Below are 17,620 nucleotides of genomic sequence, written 5' to 3'. Positions count from 1 at the left end.
CTATGTTAGGACTTAAATCTTTTCGCACAGCTACATTTATTCTTGCAGGAGTAGAAGCCATGCATATGATAAAAAAAGAACAGATTGATTTACGGCATCAGTCTGTTCAAAATCAAAAACAATTCATTCATCAATTATTTGGATTAACAGCGTAAAGAACGATTCCGGTAGGAATCCTCATTGTTTTTTGGAATGTATCCTTTATTTGCACCAGAACCCTAATTTTGTAATAAATTTCTCAATATAGATATACTTGTTAATTGTGGTTACAATATTCAAAATTAACAAAAAATATGATGGTTATCCTTTTGTTTACTCCTTGTGCTAAAGATAAGATCGTGTTCCCGGATCTTATCTTTTTATTTTTGGATTTTAGATACAAAAAAGGAATCCTTAATAGGGGTCACCATACATGCCCATCAACTTAAGGATTTTATAACAACCCCAAAACAAAAAAATTGTACATTTTCACCTGGAGATGTCAATTTTTTCGTTTTGGGGTATTTGCTTTTCTTAGCTTGATGGGCATGCGTCAGTACCCCTATGAGGATATGTTTATTTCCGACAAAACATCGCAAAGACCGTGCAAGCTTCGTCGATAGATTCCTAAAGGTTTTCCACTATCATTATGGAATTCCTCTTAATAGGAGATGGCGTGCGCTATGTCAGAAGCAGAGATAGTATATACCAGCAATGGGGTCTATAGTCGTTTGGGAGTAAGTGGCTCACACTTAGAAAGTATTCAGATGTTCTTGAACGTGAAGAGTATGATGTAAGAAAGGATATTCGAGGGAGAAGGGAATATACAGAGTTTGATGTTGTACTTATTGAACGGTTAGTAGAGTTGAGTAAGTAAGATGGATGACTTTAGAAAGAGCTGCGAATATGATTGCAAAGCAGTTTGGAATCGATAATAAGAAAGAGGAATCCCAGGGGACAAATCCAATTCCAGCAACAATATAGCGCTATGATAGAAGAGATTAATAAGGTGCGGCAAGCAAACCTATTAGAAATGGAAAAGAGACTCGGTGACGTATAGATCAAAGAAACAAATTAATCGAAAAGGATATGAAAGAAATAAAGTAAGAATAAATGAGTTTGACTAAGTTTATAGTAAGGATCGTAGGCACTGCCGTAGTCTAGGTGGTGTCTTATTTAAAACTAAGAAATTTTCAATTTTAAATAAAATAAATGCTTAAGTATTTATTTTAAATCCTAATACTTAAGCATCTGTGATTAGAGGAAAAATATGTTATTTTGTTATTTGATTTTTGATACAATCCATTTCCCTAATTCTTTACTCCATTTTTGAGGATAATAAGATGCATTAGTTCCTACAAATTTTGTTTTACCACCATTAGTTTCTAATAATTCTTTTTTTGTTAATACAGTGTATTTGTTTTTATTCATTATTATTTCTCCTTCATCATAATAAGATTTAATATCATAAAATTTCGATATCTTAATTATTATATAATACACTTTAAATACCTAAATATGTAATTTTGCATATGTATGTATTTTTTATTCTTTTCAGTTTTTTAAATTATAATTTTTTTACAGGGTAGCATCCCTTCGACATCAAGCTAAAATTTTATAGTACCCTCCGAACTAAATTTTGTGCTAATTTGTAATAAAAAAGCTCATTTTTTCGTTTTGGGGTAATTCTCAATTCTTAATTTGTTGGTCATTGGGTAGGGGAGGGCACGCGAAATGATCTGTTTGTTACACGAAGCTCCGCTCTCGGTCCCTAGGCCTTTAGTTCACTTTTTTTATAAGGGGCTTATACATCGAAAACAAACCTATTAATTCATATATAAATATAAAAAGAAATATGATAATATATAAAAAGCAACCGTCAAGTGTTGGGGCACTTATCGGTTGTTGGTTAATTTCGTTCATTTAATTCCTAAATTTTTTTGTACCTCGTGGATATGGAAGTGAGTAAGTAAAGTACGATGTTTGCACGCATCATTACCGCTTTACTTACTCTACTTTCTATATTAATAGGAAGTAATTTGTCTAACTCCTCCTTACGGTAATACCCTTAAATTGTTTTAATACATCCTATCCTTGGATATCTAATTATTTAAATGTAAAATTATAAATAAGTTCTAACACTTTGAATCGAGGTGACAATCATGAGAAGTTTTGGTTCATTATTGACCTCTACTATCTGTTCAATAATCCTTTTAATTTGGAATTTACTTTCTTTCTATACTGGATTCACAACGGGACGTACATACTACTGGGTTAACGGTATCATAGCTGTGATTTTTCTTCTATTCTTTATCTTAAACATGCGAGATATCATCAAGAAAAACTACAGAACCTCAGAACAATAGGAGTTTATACATATGTGGAAAAAGATTAATAATTATAAGTTTCATCTAAAAGATTTGAAATTTATGACTTGGCTATTCCCAATTGTCGGTTTGTTATACGCTTATGAATTCTTCTCCGGGCTAATGTTCCACCAGGAGTTTCGTTGGATCAAGTTAATATGCATGATAATAATGATTCTAGGATTTATGGATATTAGAAAAAAGCTTACAGACAAAGATTATAGAGCGGCTTGAATCGACAAACACTTAATTAAATCATTGTCAGGAGAATCTGTAGGTTTGCAGGTTCTTTTTTTGTAAAATAAAAAAGCAGTGGATTCGCTACTTTACTTGTGCATTATATCCCCTAACGGTTCACACCCTTTAAGTGTACTTTTTACCGTTAATTCATCATTAGGTTCTGTTTCTATTAACTTAGCAGTCCCGCCTACTTTTCCCCTCATAGGTAATCATTTCAGCGAAGAAAAACCGACCACTTTCAATATATTTTATCCTTTGAGCGATTCATCAAGAAGAACTTGGACACCCTCATTGATCGCGAACGGACCAACTAAATTTATAAAGAACTAAAAAACACCTGGTTAGTCTGAATCAAGTGTTTTTTTATTTTGCTGTGTAATGGGTTTATTTAAAAGGGTTTTATCTTTAACTATGGCGCTATGTGGATGTGTATAATTCTGACAAAACATTGCAAAGACCGTACGAGTTTCGTCGATGAATTCTTAAAGGTTTCAGCCCTTTTATATTGAAATTCTCTAATAGGAGGTGGCATAGCGCTATGTCAGAAGCGGAGATAGTATATACCAGCAATGAAGTCTATAGTCGTTTAGGAATAAGTGGAAGTACTCTTAGAAAGTATTCGGATGTTCTTGAACGTGAAGGATATGATGTAAGAAAGAATAGTCGAGGAAGAAGGGAATATACTGAGTTTGATGTTGTACTCATCGAACAGTTAGTAGAGTTGAGTAAGCAAGATGGTATGACTTTAGAAAAAGCTGCGAAAATGATTGCAAAGCAGTTTGGAATCGATAATAAGAAAGAGGAATCCCGGGGGGCAGATCTAGTTCCATATCAAATGCAGTATCAATTCCAACAACAATATAGCGCTATGATAGAAGAAATTAATAAGGTGCAGCAAGCAAACCTATTAGAAATGGAAAAGAGACTAGGTGAACGTATAGATCAAAAGAACAAATTAATCGAAGAAGATATGAAAGAAAGAAATAAATTAATAAAGGAAGATATGAAAGATCGGAAAGAACGTGAAGAAAGGATAGAAAAAAGGTTAGAGCTAAGAGATGATAATCTTATGAAGATGATTAGAGAAATTCAGGATGCTAAACGTACTATTGTATCAGCCCAAGAAGAAATAGCAGCAGCCAAAAAGAAATCCTGGTGGAAGTTTTGGAAATGAGTACATTCATTGTTGGGTGTACTCATTTTTGTGGAAAATGGAAAAGATAGAGAGTGTTTATTTTTCTTAAGTTGATGGGCATGTGGCGATACTCCAGTTAGAACTCTTTAAATGAAAAGAAAAAGAGCTGGATTTTCATCACAGCTCATGTATGGATTGGTTCTGTATGTGTACATGTAGGATATTGAGAACAGCCAAAGAACTTATTCCCTGTTTTATTCGAATTTCTAACGACTAAATGATTTTTACACGCTGGGCATTTCCGTTCTGCAGGTTTTACCCCTTGATATACATCTTCAGCCGAATATTCGGGATTAATTTTATTAATCAATTTCTGAAGTTCTACACGATCTATTAGTTTTACATTGCATGCCTCCGCTAATTCTTTCGCTTGCCTTGTATAAACGCTGTTCGTGACAACCCATCCTTCATGCGCTTTGTAATAGGCCTTTGCTGCATATATCTCTTGTACAGCACTGATGCCGACTCTGTTTTTCAACCCGTATCGTTTCGCTTGGATTACAATACGATTTTTCCTCTTTAATACAAGATCAGCTCCGAAATCATTTGACTGCTTTGTGACCGTTGGAGAATAACCCAACTCTCTAAAGAGAGCTTTTAGGTACACTTCAAATTGATGTCCGTCCATTTTGTCTATATATCGAATACCAGACTTTGCCATTCGTTTCAGTATTCTTCGCTCCTGGATCTTCCAGTACATAAATTTACAAATACCAAAAAGAACATAAAGGATAAAACCACAAATCAAAATCTGTAATATGTTTGACATGTTTGGTAGATTATACACTTCTCTCCACCTCTTTAATTGGTTTTATTTTCTTTGGTTGAGCTGTTTGTTTTTGCTGCTGTCCACTCACTTGTTTTTTCCGAACATCATTCCAATCTTTTTCATTCATTGGAATATCCTCTTTTAGATCTACAAAGTATTTCATCATCTGAATGCAGTCTTTCCCAATCTTATCGTTATCAACTGCCATTATGATCCACTTTAGATTCCGCTTTTACATCTATTTGAAATCCTATACTAGTAGAAAGAATGACTCCAGTTGCTAATGCACCCCAATTATCTTTTTCATAATAAATACATATCTCCCTTTTTTATGAATTTATATTAATTATAGCATTCGATATTAAAAATTCCGATAAAAATAAACATATAGTTTCAACGAATTAAACCAAACGTTTTAATTTTCCAAGATATTTTTGGTATAATTTATCAAAAATAGATACTTATTAATGCTTCGCCCCTATTGTGGTATCGAAGCGAAAATAGTTCGTGCTGATGCTTTAGAAGAAACAAATTGTAATTTTTGTGGAGGAAGTCTTATTGATGAAGATACTGAATTTCCTAAACTTTGTACTATAAAAGAGGATTGTTTTGAATTTTATAAAATAATAAGTAATGTATTTATCAAACATGTAGAACAAGCAGTAATCGTATTAAAAACATATCATCCCTTAGATTTATACCTTCTCTTAAAAGAAGTTAGAAGTATGCGGAGTGATAGTATTATGGAATACGAGTGTTGAACAACGCCTCTGAAGTGGATGATGAATGCAAAGACCTTGCTCAAGACCAAGCGAAAGATTATGAATACTGGACACGTCGTAAATTTGTAATTGAAAACATTCTCTTAGAAAGGCAGGGTTATTTTTCTGAAAAGAAAACTGATAAAATATTAAGGTTTATGGCCAATCAAATTAAAAAATTAATGAAACGAAAAATGAAAATTTCTCAAACTAAACAGGCTGTTAAATGAATCAATTCCTTTTTCTTATCATAAAAGGAGGGTTGTTTTAATGAAACAAGGCTATGTAATTGAGATTGAATCTGGTTACTATAGTAAAGATGGTCCTACTAACCTTTCAAACGCTGAATTCTTTGACAACGAAGAGGATATAAAGTTTTATATAGGTATACTTAACCAAATGGGAATTGAAGTCATAGACGTTTCCCATGCAATGCTCAAGAAGGAACACCTAAATAGGAGGGGACGAAATGTCCGATTTGGAGTTAATTAATATACTTATTTCATTGTCTGGTGTAATAGGTTTTGGCTTACTCATGAAACATGTTGTGACCACAATAAAAAAGAGTGCTGATACTAATGCGTAATTACTTTCAAAAGTAAATAATATGAAAAACATTTTCAGAAATATTAAATTATAATAAAATCAATTTGAAAGGGGTTTACCAAATTATGTTTAAAAGCGAAAAAGAGTTGAATGAAGCAATTGAAGAAGCAAAGGCATCTTTTAAAATTGAGGGACTGATTATCACAGAAGAGATGGAAGAAATCATTAAAGCCAAGGTTGGAGGGAAGATTACAATGGAACAATTTATTAAGTTATCCGAAGCAATCGCCAGACGTGAATGAACAATCAAAATACTGTTATCCTGGAACAGATATATTAAAAAACAAAATGAATTATCAAGATCAAGAACTACTGAATAAGGTTGAAACTTCAGTAGCAGCACTTAGATTTGTAGAATTACAAGGTAAACCTATTGTTGGAAACTTTGACTTAAAACATTTACAAAAAATTCATCAACACCTCTTTCAAGATATATACCCCTTTGCTGGAAAATTACGTGAAGAAAATATTGCAAAGGGGGCTTTTCAATTTGCTCATGCCTCTTTTTTAAAGGACCAGGCATCTGAATTATTTAAACAATTAAAAGACGAAAATAGATTAAATGGATTAAAGATTGATGAATTCTCAGATAGGGATGCACATTATATGGCTGAATTAAACGTTCTCCATCCATTCCGTGAAGGGAATGGCCGTTCACAGCGTGAATTCATTCGCTGTCTGGCTTTATCCAATGGTTATTCTCTTAAATGGAACAGTCAAAAAACAGAAGATGTCTTTAATGCAACTGTAAAATCCGTCTTAGACCCCACAGATCTTAGCAAAATAATTAAAAGCGCCATTACCAACCAAGAACCTGACCTCAAAATCGCTAAACAATTTAAAGCTAAAAAGCAAAATATCAGCAGATAAACCCATCGAGGGAGTTTAACAAGCATCCCAACTTTAGTTATTATAAGCAGTAATACAAATACTTAAATGCATACTAATTATGCTTTTCTTTTGGTTTATGTCTACAATACGGTACGTGAAATTATATTTATTAACCATTTTATTTCTTTTTATTTTTCTAATCTAAAATTTTACGCATATCATATACAAAAGCATGTTGATACCTTTTTTATTGAGGAGGATGCTATATGATATTATCTAAATATACACTACGATATATTGTTACTGGAAAGAATCGATTTTATAAACATACTTTCTCTGTTATCTCTCTCTCTGAAACTGAAGCTTTACAGAAAGGAACGGATGAATTAAAGCGCAGATTGGGGGAGAATTATTACAAGGATCTCCGTATACAAAATGTAGTACCTTTAAACAATATTAATCAAAATGCTAAAGCCGTTTCTAGTACAAGCTAACACAAATATTCACTATATACGATGATTTTAATATGATTAATTATACTAATGTAAAACTACATTTGTTTAGAGCCTATAAGGATAGTTTTTATGCAAAAAAATCCAATCAAAATCAGTATATGTTTGCTGTTAACAAAGATATGGTCGTACGTTTTCAAGAAAACTGTCCCAAATACTCCAGGAGTCGTGCTATTAGAAAAGTACTTGTAGAATCACATAATAATCCAAATCTTAAAATACGTAATGAAAGAGAAAATATTACAACAAATAAATAGTAAATTAAAAAGAAAAAGGATGGAGTAAAAAATGGAGAAAATCGGTGTGTTTTTCAAAGTTCCTATGGAAAAAGATGACTTGCGAATAGAGAGCATATTAGAATTATTCATCAACATAGAGAATTACAATTGGCACATTCCTGAAAATGATTGTTTAGTACGCACTAATAATAAATACGACGATAACAACTTTTTTTTAGATAACAAAGAGTTTGAAACTGGAGGTAAGTTAAAAGAAGCATTAACAACAACAGATTTTTGTCCAATATTTTTAAACCTTGGTGCGTATCCACACGAAATACCAATGTTCGAAATAAGTAATACTTCAGTAAATACTATTCCTGAATTTTTAAATAGTAAATGTAGTTTAATGTTTGTAATTATAGATTGTTATGAGATAGCAGTTTTCGTAAAAAATATAGAGAGTTTTCCAAATATACAACAAGAAATTTTGTCACAAGGATATGAGGAGTTTAAATTTATAGATAAATCTGAAAACTTTAGTTTCCGATATCAACCTTGATATGAGAACAAATTTTTTTACAAAGCTACAAAGAAATAAATCATATAGCCCGTCGTTCTATTACGAAAGAACAAAGCCACTAATCCAAATGGAAATAGTGGCTTTCTAAATGTGATTTTCATTTTGAATTCTACACGTTAACTTCTTTTTTGTTCCTACGTATAAGCCACCACATCATAGATAGAAGTAGTATAAGGAGTGGTATTGCCTGGATAAAGAGAAATCCTTTCCAAAAATCGAGCATAGTACTATCTGGAGGATCTGTTGCCATCACACCTATAAAAAATGCGACTGGGCTTGCAAGTATATTTATCCCTAAACCAATCATTACGAATGACAGATTTTTAGCTTTAATTTTTGGTGAATTTGCCTTAATCATTACGAATATTGCAGTACCAATTATAAGAAAAATTGTTCCATAGTATAGAATAAGCTCACTATAATATTCAAAATCCATATGTTTTTTCTACCCCTTCCATACTTGCAAGTGTGTTATATTCTAAAATCTACATGTGAACTTTTATTTTTTTCCTACGGATAAACCACCACGCCAAAGCTAGAAGTAGTATAAAGAGCGGTATTGCCTCAATAAAGAGAAATCCCTTCCAAAAATCTAGCATAGTACTATGTGGGGAATCTGTCGCCATCACACCTATAAAAAATGCGACTGGACTTGCTAGTATATTTATCCCTAAACCAATCATTACGAATGACAGATTCTTAGCTTTAATTTTTGGTGAATCAGCCTTAATCATTACGAATATTGCTGTGCCGATTATAAGAAAAATTGTTCCATAAAACATAATATAAGCTAAGCCAACTTCAAAAGGTCCAGATTCCATATGATTTCTCTATCCTTCCCACACTTACAAGTGCACTTATAAGTACACTTGTAAGTGTTTTATATTTCGAGGCTTCCATTGATAGTTGTAAGCATTAGTTTTACGTCTTCTAATTGGTTTGCTTGATTGTTAGATGTGTTTCTTTTCTGCTGATTCTTTGGCGTTTTAAGTGCTTCTAAGTACTTATCAATATCAAACCAATATTTTTTTCCATCGAAATGGAATTTGTATCTTGGATGTTTAGTTAAATCATATTTTTTATCCTTAAATGGCCTTTTACCAATTATTTGTACAATACACGTATCTCTTTCCATTGTTAATAGCTCATCTGTTGTCATTAATTCTCTACCTAATTTTGAGTAATTTTGACCAAAGCTATCATTGTTGGAACGAGTTCTATTTTCGTTATAATCATTAATTGTTTCTTTTCCAAGTTCCTCACTTAAAGATTTAACTGTTGATCTCTCTTTACCGCCTAGAAAAATAGACGTATCACAGTTACCGATTATTGTATCCGAACTGTCTTTATAAATCGGCTTCAGCTGTGAGAGCGTTTGTAGAATAATAGTTGCTGAAATGTTACGTGAACGAATTGTTGCAATTAATTTTTCAAAGTTTGGTATTAAACCAATGTTAGCAAACTCATCTAATATGAATCTCACATGGGTTGGTAATGAGCCCCTATGTTTTTCGTCTGCAATTGTACAAAGCATGTTAAACAGTTGTGAATACATTATTGATACAATGAAGTTAAATGTTGAGTCTGTATCAGGTACGATAACAAACAGTGCTGTTTTACGCCCTTTTTCTCCTAGTGTATCCAGGTTTAATTCATCTTTTGAGAGTAGATCACGAAGGGCAGGGATATTTAATGGAGCTAACCTTGCACCGCATGAGATTAAAATACTTTTTGCTGTTTTACCGGCAGCGTTTTTATATAATTTATATTGCTTTACACCAAAGTGTGTACTATCCTCTTTTTCCAATTCTTCAAACAAGTAATCTATAGGATTTTTATAGTCCTCATCATCTTCTTTTACCGTTGAGTAGGAAATTAAATCAATTAATGTTCCTAAATGTTGTTCTTCTTTAGGGAATTTTGAAACAATTAAACTTAAATACGCTTGATATAGTAACCGTTCAGCTTTTACCCAAAAATCTTCCCCTTTTTTTGCACCTTCCCCTTCTGTGTTTGCCATAATTGTATTAACAAGTTTTAATATATCTTGTTCGTTGTGAACATACTTTAATGGATTGTATCGCATACTTTTTGTAAAGTTTATGGTATTAAATATCTTAATCTTATATTTCCCTACATTTTTTAATGCCATGCCTAGTTCATTAACAATCGTTCCTTTTGGATCAGTAACTACAAAACTGGCATTCATTTGTAATATGTTTGGTTTAACTATGAATCGTGTTTTACCACTACCAGACCCACCGACTACTGTCACATTTTTGTTTCGTCTTACCTCAAAGGGAGCGTCTTTATCGTCTAGTCTAAGCTTTGTATTCTGTGAAAATATAATGTTATTATCTTGGTCGTTTTCGTCATACATATTTTTCAAATCTTTTTGAACGCTACCCCATTGCGCTGAACCATGTTCAGCACCCTTTTTATATTTCTTTTTATTATTTTTCTTGTCGATCACAACGTATACAGCGAATACTACTGTAAACATTGGGACGAACAAGTCAATAACGTCAAAAGATAAAGGAAAAGCGTATAAAAGATATTGTGGTTCTGAAAACAAATAATCGAATGCAGCAAGTGTATTACCTTCAAAAGTTACCCTAAAGTAATAAAAAAGGTAATTTAATAGAATAAACAAAATTACACCAAGAATAATATAAGCTTTATTTTCCTTGATTTTTTCCATTTTAATACTCCTTATTTAGTATTTTTAATTATACCGTCTTGAACGCCTATTTTAGCGTTGTTATCCTGTATGAATGTAAATACTTTACCTTCATTTAAAAAACGTTTTGGCGGGCTTAATAGAGCTTTGATTTTCCCACTTCACTTTTATAATTCTTACATATAAAGGAAGGGCGAGTAATTTTACTCGCCCTCTTTTTGTATAACTTTGACTTAGCTAAATAACCCTTTTAATGAAGGAACAAGTAACGTTGCGATTAAAACAATACCAGCACCACTCATAAACTGTTTCATCCCCTGTGACTTTGCCCCTGGGTTATCATTACCATAACCTTCTAATAAGTTTACAACTCCCCATACACCTAAACCTGCACCAATTAAGATAACTAATTTTTGTAATACATCTACACCAGTATTAAAAAATTGCATTATTTTTTCCCCCTATCTATTTTTTGCGTAACCTTGACTTAGCTAAATAACCCCTTTAATGAAGGAACAAGTAACGTTGCGATTAAAACAATACCAGCACCACTCATAAACTGTTTCATCCCTTGTGACTTTGCCCCTGGGTTATCATTACCATAACCTTCTAATAAGTTTACAACTCCCCATACACCTAAACCTGCACCGATTAAGATAACTAATTTTTGTAATACATCTACACCAGTATTGAAAAATTGCATTATTTTTTCCCCTTTTCTTTATTTGTATTTGGTAATTCATTTTTTATAAGAATAGATAGTAAAACATCTATTTTATAATACTTGATAAGTTTTAAACCGCCTTTTATTAAAAGGGGTAAGCCTATCAAAAGTAATACTACTTGAATAACAATATATATATCTAACATAGTCTTTACCGCCTTTTACATATTAATGTTTTGTTCTTGATTCTTCTCTTTCTTTTTTCTCTTTTTGAAGAATAAAAATGTTCCTAATATGATACAGATCACCGCAACTGTAATTAATGCGATTATTATATTTTGATTGTTTGAATCTTTCTTTTGGTTATTTTTTTCATCTTTTTTGTATAAAAAACTGTTTGAGTTGTTCTTTGCGGTAGTTGGATATATTTCTGTTATTTCTGTTGCATTCACTTGTACGGTTCGTGTATCCAGTCCCAAAAATGTTGAACCTTTATTAATGTATCTTTCTGTATCCAGGTTAATTGTGGTATCTTGTCGAACCGCATATTCTTCATGAGAATTTTCGTTTTCATCTAATATCTTAATTGTTCTTCCATAAGGTAGCGTTAGGCTAGAAACAAATGCGCCACTCGCATCTAAAAATTTGACCATGTATTTCTCGCCAATATTTTTATTTTTAAACACGTATTTTTTTTCAGTGTATACGCTAACTTTATTATTATTTGAACTGTTTGAAGCTAAATAATCTTTTAACTTAGTATCGTTTTGCATCGAACCTCCCCACGGATTATTTGTAGGGGGAATAACATTACTATTATTAGTTTTTGTATTGTTTGCATCCGATTTTTGATTGCTATTTGTGGCTGAACCTTTGTTTTCATTATTATTGTCTTTCGGTTTTTCTGTTGTTCCAGCTGTTGTTTCAGTTTTAGTTTCATTAGGTTTTTCTGTGTTGGTTTGGCCTTCTAATTCTTTAAGACGTTCATTTAAAATCTTTTCAACCTGATCTGAAACATCTTTATCTGTAATTGGTTTTTTTTCAGATTCAGTAATTACTTTTTCAGCATTTTCCCATTTTGCATAAAGAGTGATGGAATCTTTTAAATTGTCATTGCCAAATTTATTTGTTAACTCAGCATTTGTATACCAACCGATGAAAATCTTGTCTTTATTAGACAGTTTAGGAGCTTTAATTTTTTGACCAACATTTAATTTTACAGGTTCAATTTGTTCTTCTATATTTGTTACAAAGTTCACCGTGATTTCTTCTGTCTTATCGTCAATTCCATTGTTATTAAAGTCAGAGAAGAATTTTGCATAATATTCTCCTTTAGAATCGGTGATTTTAATATCCTCAATATTTTGCAATTTTTCCTCGACTTTTTTCCCATCATCTTTGTCTACCATTGAAAACCAGCCTGTGAATTTATAATTATTGTCTGAATTTACATCGGGTAAGACCTCTTTTAACTTTGCATCTTTAGTAGCACTTTTCACTACTTCTTTTATTCGCTTATGGTTTTCTAATAAATTTCCACCCACATCTTTAACAAAAAACTTAACTAAAAACTCTTCTTTATTTGTTAAGACTGGCTTAATCATTAATTTGCCATCTTTCATATCAATGGTCCAATAACTCAGCATCTTTCCATTACTAATCTTCGGTTTTTCAAGACTCATTTCTTTATCGCTAGTTAAAACAGTACTATCAACTACCTCATTATCTTCATTAAGCACCTGGATCATTGTTTTTGATGGTACTTGTTCATGAAATAAAACTTTACCTTCATAACTCACTTTCAAGTAATTACGAGCAATATTTTCATTTTCTTGTATTTTTGTAGAATCATTTACAGCAGCAAGGACTGTTGTGTTACCTATTAAAGAAAGTGATAGAACACTACTTACTAAAACTCGCTTTGATTTTTCCCACATATCATTAATCCCTTCTGTTTAATTCTTTTTGTGCCTTTTCTAGCCAATCCAAACTAAACTCAACATTTTCAAAAGCTGAATCCTCCTTGTTTTCGTTTGCTTTTATCATTTGATCCAGCATTTCGATTACTTCAGAGGGCTTATCTAGATTAGAAGAAGTTAAATACGCCATAATGTTTTTTTCTAAATCATCAAAAGGTACATTTTCTAATTTTAAATTTGTTTCTTCTTCTAATTTTGAAATGATAAACCCGTTATTATAATACTCTTGAACTGTAATCTCTTTTTTATTGTGGTTTAATACTAAAAGCAGTAAGTTGAGTAAGAATATATTGGTACGTTGCTTTTCAATTAAAATATTTTCATTATCCTCTATTTTTGTAAGGGGATATAGCTTGAAAACTTGCGATTTATCAACTTTTATATTTAAATCCTGCTCAACTTGTGCTTCTAATATCTGATTATTTAAAGTAGGAAGATGAAACATATGCTTTTTTATATAGGTTTTAATTAGCACTATTAATCTTCCTTATTGTTTTTCTTTCTCTCATCTTCGAAATTATCTTCGTAATAGTCATCTTCCATTACTTCTTCATCTTCATTTGCTTTATTTTGATTTTTTTTCTTTTTCATAACTAAGAAGTAATATCCAGCAACCCCGACAATAGCAAGCGCTAATACAATAAGCAGAAACGAATTATTGTTACTTTCTTCTTTTGGTTTTTCTGATGAAGATTGAGTATTTGCTGTTGTTTTTTCAGCTCCTGCTTGTTGCTGATTTGGTACATTCGGTTTAACACTTGCACCATCTTTACTAGTAGTTGCAGTTGCAGTACCATCTAATGTTGTCTTTTTAACATCTGATAAAAAATACACATTGTTTTGGGTTTTATCTAAATCTACAATCAAGTAAAATACGTTACTATCTTTATCAGTGATTGTATAAAATGCTTTAGATCCACTCGTTGTAAAATCTGTAACTGTCCCTGTACCGTCAACTTTTTTCCCATTAACACTAGCAGGCGTTTGGGCTTCAACTTCTTTCTTTTCAGCTGTAACACCTGGTCCAGACGGTGGCTCTCCTACTGATTTATTTTCTGTTACCTTTTGTGTTTCAGTTTTATTTTCTTCTGCATATGCTAAGTTGGAAATACTTCCGAATGACAGTGAACACATTAATACTGTTGCGAAAAACGATCTTTTAGTGATTTTGAACATAATCTTGAGCTCCTTCTCGCATAGCACTGTTATTTGAGTTTTCCTCTTTCACTTCAAGTTCAACTTGTTGTTTTTCTACTTCATTATCGAGTGCCTTTAGTGCCTCATCAGGACTTACTCCTGTTTCTTGAAGTCGTTTGAACACTTCACTATATTTCAGGTTAAACAGTAGTTGTTTATCTTTTTCTAATCGGCTTTTTTCATCTTTTAAATTATCATTTAATTTTTCAATTCGCTGTTCTCTTTTTGCGATTTTTTCCTCTAATTTTTTTTTGCGATCTGACAAAAAAACCACTCCTTAATACTTTTTTAAAACTAATTATCTTTTAACCCTGTGGATTCCAGCAAAATGTTGTTGCCAGTATGGAGTTTTCCAGCTGTGATAACCAATCCCAGCATTTTCACTGTCATACATAGTATTTTCATCAATGTAGAATCCCACATGAGAGATATGGTCGGCACTTTGATAAGTACCCTTGAAGAAAATTAAATCCCCTGGTTGTGCTTGACTTGGATCAATTGGTTCAGTTAACTCATATTGACTCAGGGCGTATGACGGTAAATCTATGCCAATTTGCTTTAAGCCCCAAGATGTTAGCCCGCTACAATCGAATCCTTCTACCGGACTTTTACCACCCCATTGATACGGCCATCCTTGATATTTCTCAATTTCAGCTAATACTATTTTGAAATCCCCTGAAATGTTAGCACCAGGACCACCAATGTACTCACTAATTAACTCACCATAATGGAAGTTTCCTCCATCAACATATCTATAGGGTTTACCTACTCGAAGCGATGTTTCGTTGACGTAAGATGTAGTAATCCCTGTAGTATTTCCTAAACTTGGGGCTACTACAGTTCGTGAGTATTCTTCAGCTACCTCAAGGTTATACTCTCCCCCTCTTTTACCAAGCCATGTTGCGAAATAATTACCATAATTATAGGCTTGTGCTAATGCTTTAATATTATTTTCATATCCCATGTTAAAAGCTTTTAGAGCAAGCAAACATTCTTTTAAATGCTTTACACCTTGTCGAACGGACTCTTCTTCTGTTTGAAATACGTTTGGTCTACCATAACCAGCAGATTCAGAGGACTGCATAATATCACGAGTACCTGTTCCTCCACTCTCGATCTGTATTATAGCTAAAAGTAAATTTACATAATCTTGCATGCCTTGTGCAGCAGCCTCTTGTTCAACTAATGCTCGCCATTTTTCAACTTCAGGAGATAAGTTTTTCGAAGCACCAATGTTTCCGCTGATTTGTTCTTGTGATGATGATCCTGCACCAAATGCACCTGCAATCAATAAACATATCATCCCAATAAGTAGTAACGGCACAGCACTAGCCAATCCACCACCAAATATTGCTACAACTTTAGTTCCTATTAGTTTTTTGATATTCTGAAGATTAAATTTACCTAAACTTTTAAACAAATTAGCAACTTGATTCTTAACGTTAGATGCAATACTAGTAAGGGTTTTTGCCTTATTCTTATCTCGAAATGAACCGTAATACATTTTCTTTTTAACAGCCTTTTTCTTTAGGAGGGTTCTTGATTCTACTTTGAGTTTTTTATCTTTAGAAAAAGGTACTAGCTTACCTTTTTGCTTACCCATTTTCCCTAATTTCGCATTTGCTTTAATTCGATTTTTAACGAGCTTCTTGGTAGCTCTAGCAATTTTTGTAGCACTTTGACTTGCTAATTTTACGCCCTCGTCTCCTTTTTCTAGTTGTTCTTGATACTTTAAAGCGCTACTTCCTGCAATATTTACTGTTGTTTTCGCTAACTTTTTTGCTGTTGCTTTTGTTAACTTTTTTGCTGTTGCTGTTGCTTTCGTTAACTTTTTTGTTTCCGTTAACTTTTTTAAGCTAATTTTTTTGTTTGGCTTTTTTAATTTTTGGAACCTTTCAATTTTCCCTTTATCAAGTTTTTTTATATAAAGCTTTTCTTGTCTGCTTTTCCTTAATTTTTTTACGCTAGTCTTTTTGTTTGGCCCTTTTAATTTTTGGAACCTTTCAATCTTCCCTATATCAATTTTTTTTAATTTTAGATAACCCTTTTTTGCTAATCCAAAACCCTTTCTGGTCAGTGTTCTGGTTGCTCTATAACCTTGAGTGACTCCTTGACTCCCTATCCTAACGCCTACATCTTCCTGTTCTAATGCTTTTTGATACTTTTTAATACCGCCCTTTACAGAGTCCTTTGTAGCAATTGCAGTAGTTTTAGCACCATATTTCAAACTGTTTTTTGCACCAATTAAGGTATTTTTAACTTCAGCCTTTGTAGCAATCAAGGAATCTTTACCGAGTTTTCCAATAAACTGTATTCCCTTTTGAACTTTTGGATTATCAGTTAATAATTTTTTGAACTTTTTTTCGCTTTCTTTTAAAAGTGATTTTTCAGTTTGCTCTAATTGCTTTTGTTGAGATGTTTTTACTGCCTTTGGTTTCTGAACTTCTTTGATTAGATCTTGTTGTCGAATCTTTTGATTAATATGTTGAGACTGTTTAGAAGATTGCTTTTGTAATTTCTCTTGCCCTGTTTCTTGTGGGCTTTGGAGAACACTTGTAGTCTGTGAAAATTGTTTCTGTTTAGATGTTTCAGAGTGCCTATCTACCCTCTGTACTGTACTTTCTTGTTGTTGAAATTCTTGGGTGCTGTGCTTCAATACTTTAGAAGATTGCTTTTGCAACTTCCCTTGCCTTTTTTCTGGTGGGCTCTCAGTAGCATTTATAGTCTGTGAAACTTGTTTTTGCTCTGCTGTTTCAAACGTCTTATTTAGTACCTTTGCAGTATTTTCTGGCTGCTGAAATTCTTGTTTAATGTGTTCCGACAACTTAGAAGATTGCTTTTGTAATTTCCCTGACCCTGTATCCTGTTTTGGGCTTTCAATGGTACTTGTAGTCTGTGAAAATTGTTTTTGTTCAGCCGTTTCAAACGTTTTATTTAGTACCTTTGCGGTACTTTCTGGTTGATGAAATTCTTGGGTGATGTGTTCCGATAGCTTAGAAGATTGCTTTTGCAATTTCCCTTGATCTGTATCTTGTTGTGG

At 32.5% G+C, this 17,620-nt stretch carries 22 protein-coding genes and 4 pseudogenes; 12 read left to right on the top strand and 14 right to left on the bottom strand.

Features of this window, described 5'->3' with window-relative positions; all coding sequences use genetic code 11:
* Both ACFVQC_RS26845 and ACFVQC_RS26840 read left to right on the top strand, forming a co-directional pair.
* Window positions 1-155: pseudogene (locus ACFVQC_RS26845) on the top strand (IS6 family transposase); the annotation flags it as partial.
* 507 nt (window positions 156-662) lie between these two features.
* A pseudogene (locus tag ACFVQC_RS26840) lies at window positions 663-1,077 on the top strand (DUF3967 domain-containing protein); the annotation flags it as partial.
* Between the two features lie 183 nt (window positions 1,078-1,260).
* Here ACFVQC_RS26840 and ACFVQC_RS26835 read toward each other — a convergent pair.
* The gene (locus ACFVQC_RS26835) at window positions 1,261-1,410 is read right to left on the bottom strand and encodes a hypothetical protein (protein WP_377899786.1); all 150 of its coding nucleotides are present in this window, start codon (window positions 1,408-1,410) and stop codon (window positions 1,261-1,263) included.
* A 731-nt stretch (window positions 1,411-2,141) separates the two neighbouring features.
* Here ACFVQC_RS26835 and ACFVQC_RS26830 point away from each other — a divergent pair.
* The 3 genes from ACFVQC_RS26830 (at window position 2,142) to ACFVQC_RS26820 (ending at window position 3,759) form a co-directional block, all read left to right on the top strand.
* Complete coding sequence (locus ACFVQC_RS26830) at window positions 2,142-2,345, top strand: hypothetical protein (protein ID WP_377899785.1); 204 nt, start codon at window positions 2,142-2,144, stop codon at window positions 2,343-2,345.
* A gap of 12 nt (window positions 2,346-2,357) precedes the next feature.
* Window positions 2,358-2,579, top strand: a complete 222-nt coding sequence (locus tag ACFVQC_RS26825) for a hypothetical protein (protein WP_377899783.1) — start codon at window positions 2,358-2,360, stop codon at window positions 2,577-2,579.
* A 544-nt stretch (window positions 2,580-3,123) separates the two neighbouring features.
* Window positions 3,124-3,759 carry a DUF3967 domain-containing protein gene (locus tag ACFVQC_RS26820; RefSeq protein WP_377899782.1) on the top strand — a complete coding sequence of 212 codons (636 nt, stop codon included), beginning with the start codon at window positions 3,124-3,126 and terminating at the stop codon, window positions 3,757-3,759.
* 145 nt (window positions 3,760-3,904) lie between these two features.
* Here the strand turns inward: ACFVQC_RS26820 and ACFVQC_RS26815 are convergent, their stop codons facing one another.
* On the bottom strand, window positions 3,905-4,567 hold the full coding sequence (locus ACFVQC_RS26815) for a restriction endonuclease (RefSeq protein WP_377899781.1): 663 nt from the start codon (window positions 4,565-4,567) through the stop codon (window positions 3,905-3,907).
* A pseudogene (locus ACFVQC_RS26810) lies at window positions 4,560-4,775 on the bottom strand (hypothetical protein); the annotation flags it as partial. The gene ACFVQC_RS26815 and the pseudogene ACFVQC_RS26810, both read right to left, overlap by 8 nt.
* 241 nt (window positions 4,776-5,016) lie before the next feature.
* On the opposite strand from ACFVQC_RS26810, the gene ACFVQC_RS26805 reads away from it, so the two are divergent.
* From ACFVQC_RS26805 to ACFVQC_RS26775, 7 genes are all read left to right on the top strand, one after another.
* Window positions 5,017-5,310 (top strand): hypothetical protein, encoded by a 294-nt coding sequence (locus ACFVQC_RS26805; protein WP_377899780.1) that lies wholly within the window; start codon window positions 5,017-5,019, stop codon window positions 5,308-5,310.
* On the top strand, window positions 5,307-5,540 hold the full coding sequence (locus ACFVQC_RS26800) for a hypothetical protein (RefSeq protein WP_377899779.1): 234 nt from the start codon (window positions 5,307-5,309) through the stop codon (window positions 5,538-5,540). Before ACFVQC_RS26805 ends, ACFVQC_RS26800 begins: the two co-directional genes overlap by 4 nt.
* A 40-nt stretch (window positions 5,541-5,580) precedes the next feature.
* Window positions 5,581-5,802: a hypothetical protein gene (locus ACFVQC_RS26795; protein ID WP_377899778.1), complete on the top strand. Its 222-nt coding sequence runs from the start codon at window positions 5,581-5,583 to the stop codon at window positions 5,800-5,802.
* Window positions 5,803-5,981: 179 nt separating this feature from the next.
* Entirely contained in the window at window positions 5,982-6,158 is a 177-nt protein-coding gene (locus tag ACFVQC_RS26790; RefSeq protein WP_377899777.1) for a hypothetical protein, read from the top strand.
* The gene (locus tag ACFVQC_RS26785; protein WP_377899776.1) at window positions 6,151-6,786 is read left to right on the top strand and encodes a Fic/DOC family protein; all 636 of its coding nucleotides are present in this window, start codon (window positions 6,151-6,153) and stop codon (window positions 6,784-6,786) included. Before ACFVQC_RS26790 ends, ACFVQC_RS26785 begins: the two co-directional genes overlap by 8 nt.
* Window positions 6,787-7,013: 227 nt before the next feature.
* Complete coding sequence (locus ACFVQC_RS26780) at window positions 7,014-7,241, top strand: hypothetical protein (RefSeq protein ID WP_377899774.1); 228 nt, start codon at window positions 7,014-7,016, stop codon at window positions 7,239-7,241.
* Between the two features lie 306 nt (window positions 7,242-7,547).
* On the top strand, window positions 7,548-8,039 hold the full coding sequence (locus tag ACFVQC_RS26775; protein ID WP_377899773.1) for a DUF2691 family protein: 492 nt from the start codon (window positions 7,548-7,550) through the stop codon (window positions 8,037-8,039).
* Window positions 8,040-8,169: 130 nt separating this feature from the next.
* Here ACFVQC_RS26775 and ACFVQC_RS26770 read toward each other — a convergent pair whose 3' ends face one another.
* The 11 genes and pseudogenes from ACFVQC_RS26770 to ACFVQC_RS26720 all read right to left on the bottom strand — a co-directional run.
* Window positions 8,170-8,496: a hypothetical protein gene (locus ACFVQC_RS26770; protein WP_377899772.1), complete on the bottom strand. Its 327-nt coding sequence runs from the start codon at window positions 8,494-8,496 to the stop codon at window positions 8,170-8,172.
* A 58-nt stretch (window positions 8,497-8,554) separates the two neighbouring features.
* Window positions 8,555-8,881, bottom strand: a pseudogene (locus ACFVQC_RS26765) (hypothetical protein); the annotation flags it as partial.
* 59 nt (window positions 8,882-8,940) lie between these two features.
* The gene (locus tag ACFVQC_RS26760) at window positions 8,941-10,761 is read right to left on the bottom strand and encodes a VirD4-like conjugal transfer protein, CD1115 family (protein WP_377899770.1); all 1,821 of its coding nucleotides are present in this window, start codon (window positions 10,759-10,761) and stop codon (window positions 8,941-8,943) included.
* Between the two features lie 212 nt (window positions 10,762-10,973).
* Window positions 10,974-11,189 carry a Maff2 family mobile element protein gene (locus tag ACFVQC_RS26755; protein WP_050845617.1) on the bottom strand — a complete coding sequence of 72 codons (216 nt, stop codon included), beginning with the start codon at window positions 11,187-11,189 and terminating at the stop codon, window positions 10,974-10,976.
* Window positions 11,190-11,227: 38 nt separating this feature from the next.
* Window positions 11,228-11,443 carry a Maff2 family mobile element protein gene (locus ACFVQC_RS26750; protein ID WP_050845617.1) on the bottom strand — a complete coding sequence of 72 codons (216 nt, stop codon included), beginning with the start codon at window positions 11,441-11,443 and terminating at the stop codon, window positions 11,228-11,230.
* Window positions 11,443-11,610 (bottom strand): hypothetical protein, encoded by a 168-nt coding sequence (locus ACFVQC_RS26745; RefSeq protein WP_377899768.1) that lies wholly within the window; start codon window positions 11,608-11,610, stop codon window positions 11,443-11,445. The genes ACFVQC_RS26750 and ACFVQC_RS26745 overlap by 1 nt, the downstream gene beginning before the upstream one ends.
* Window positions 11,611-11,625: 15 nt before the next feature.
* Complete coding sequence (locus ACFVQC_RS26740; RefSeq protein ID WP_377899767.1) at window positions 11,626-13,341, bottom strand: InlB B-repeat-containing protein; 1,716 nt, start codon at window positions 13,339-13,341, stop codon at window positions 11,626-11,628.
* 4 nt (window positions 13,342-13,345) lie between these two features.
* Entirely contained in the window at window positions 13,346-13,858 is a 513-nt protein-coding gene (locus ACFVQC_RS26735; RefSeq protein ID WP_377899765.1) for a hypothetical protein, read from the bottom strand.
* Between the two features lie 2 nt (window positions 13,859-13,860).
* Window positions 13,861-14,559, bottom strand: coding sequence for a CD1107 family mobile element protein (locus ACFVQC_RS26730; RefSeq protein ID WP_377899764.1), 699 nt, complete (start codon window positions 14,557-14,559; stop codon window positions 13,861-13,863).
* Window positions 14,543-14,854: a hypothetical protein gene (locus tag ACFVQC_RS26725; protein ID WP_377899762.1), complete on the bottom strand. Its 312-nt coding sequence runs from the start codon at window positions 14,852-14,854 to the stop codon at window positions 14,543-14,545. The genes ACFVQC_RS26730 and ACFVQC_RS26725 overlap by 17 nt, the downstream gene beginning before the upstream one ends.
* A 24-nt stretch (window positions 14,855-14,878) precedes the next feature.
* On the bottom strand, window positions 14,879-17,620 hold a 2,742-nt coding region (locus tag ACFVQC_RS26720; protein ID WP_377899761.1), incomplete at its 5' end, for a lysozyme family protein.

Origin of the sequence: Bacillus sp. NPDC057893, from assembly GCF_042796455.1 — a bacterium.
Classification (GTDB): domain Bacteria; phylum Bacillota; class Bacilli; order Bacillales; family Bacillaceae_G; genus Bacillus_A.
This window is presented reverse-complemented; position numbering and strand designations above follow the sequence as displayed.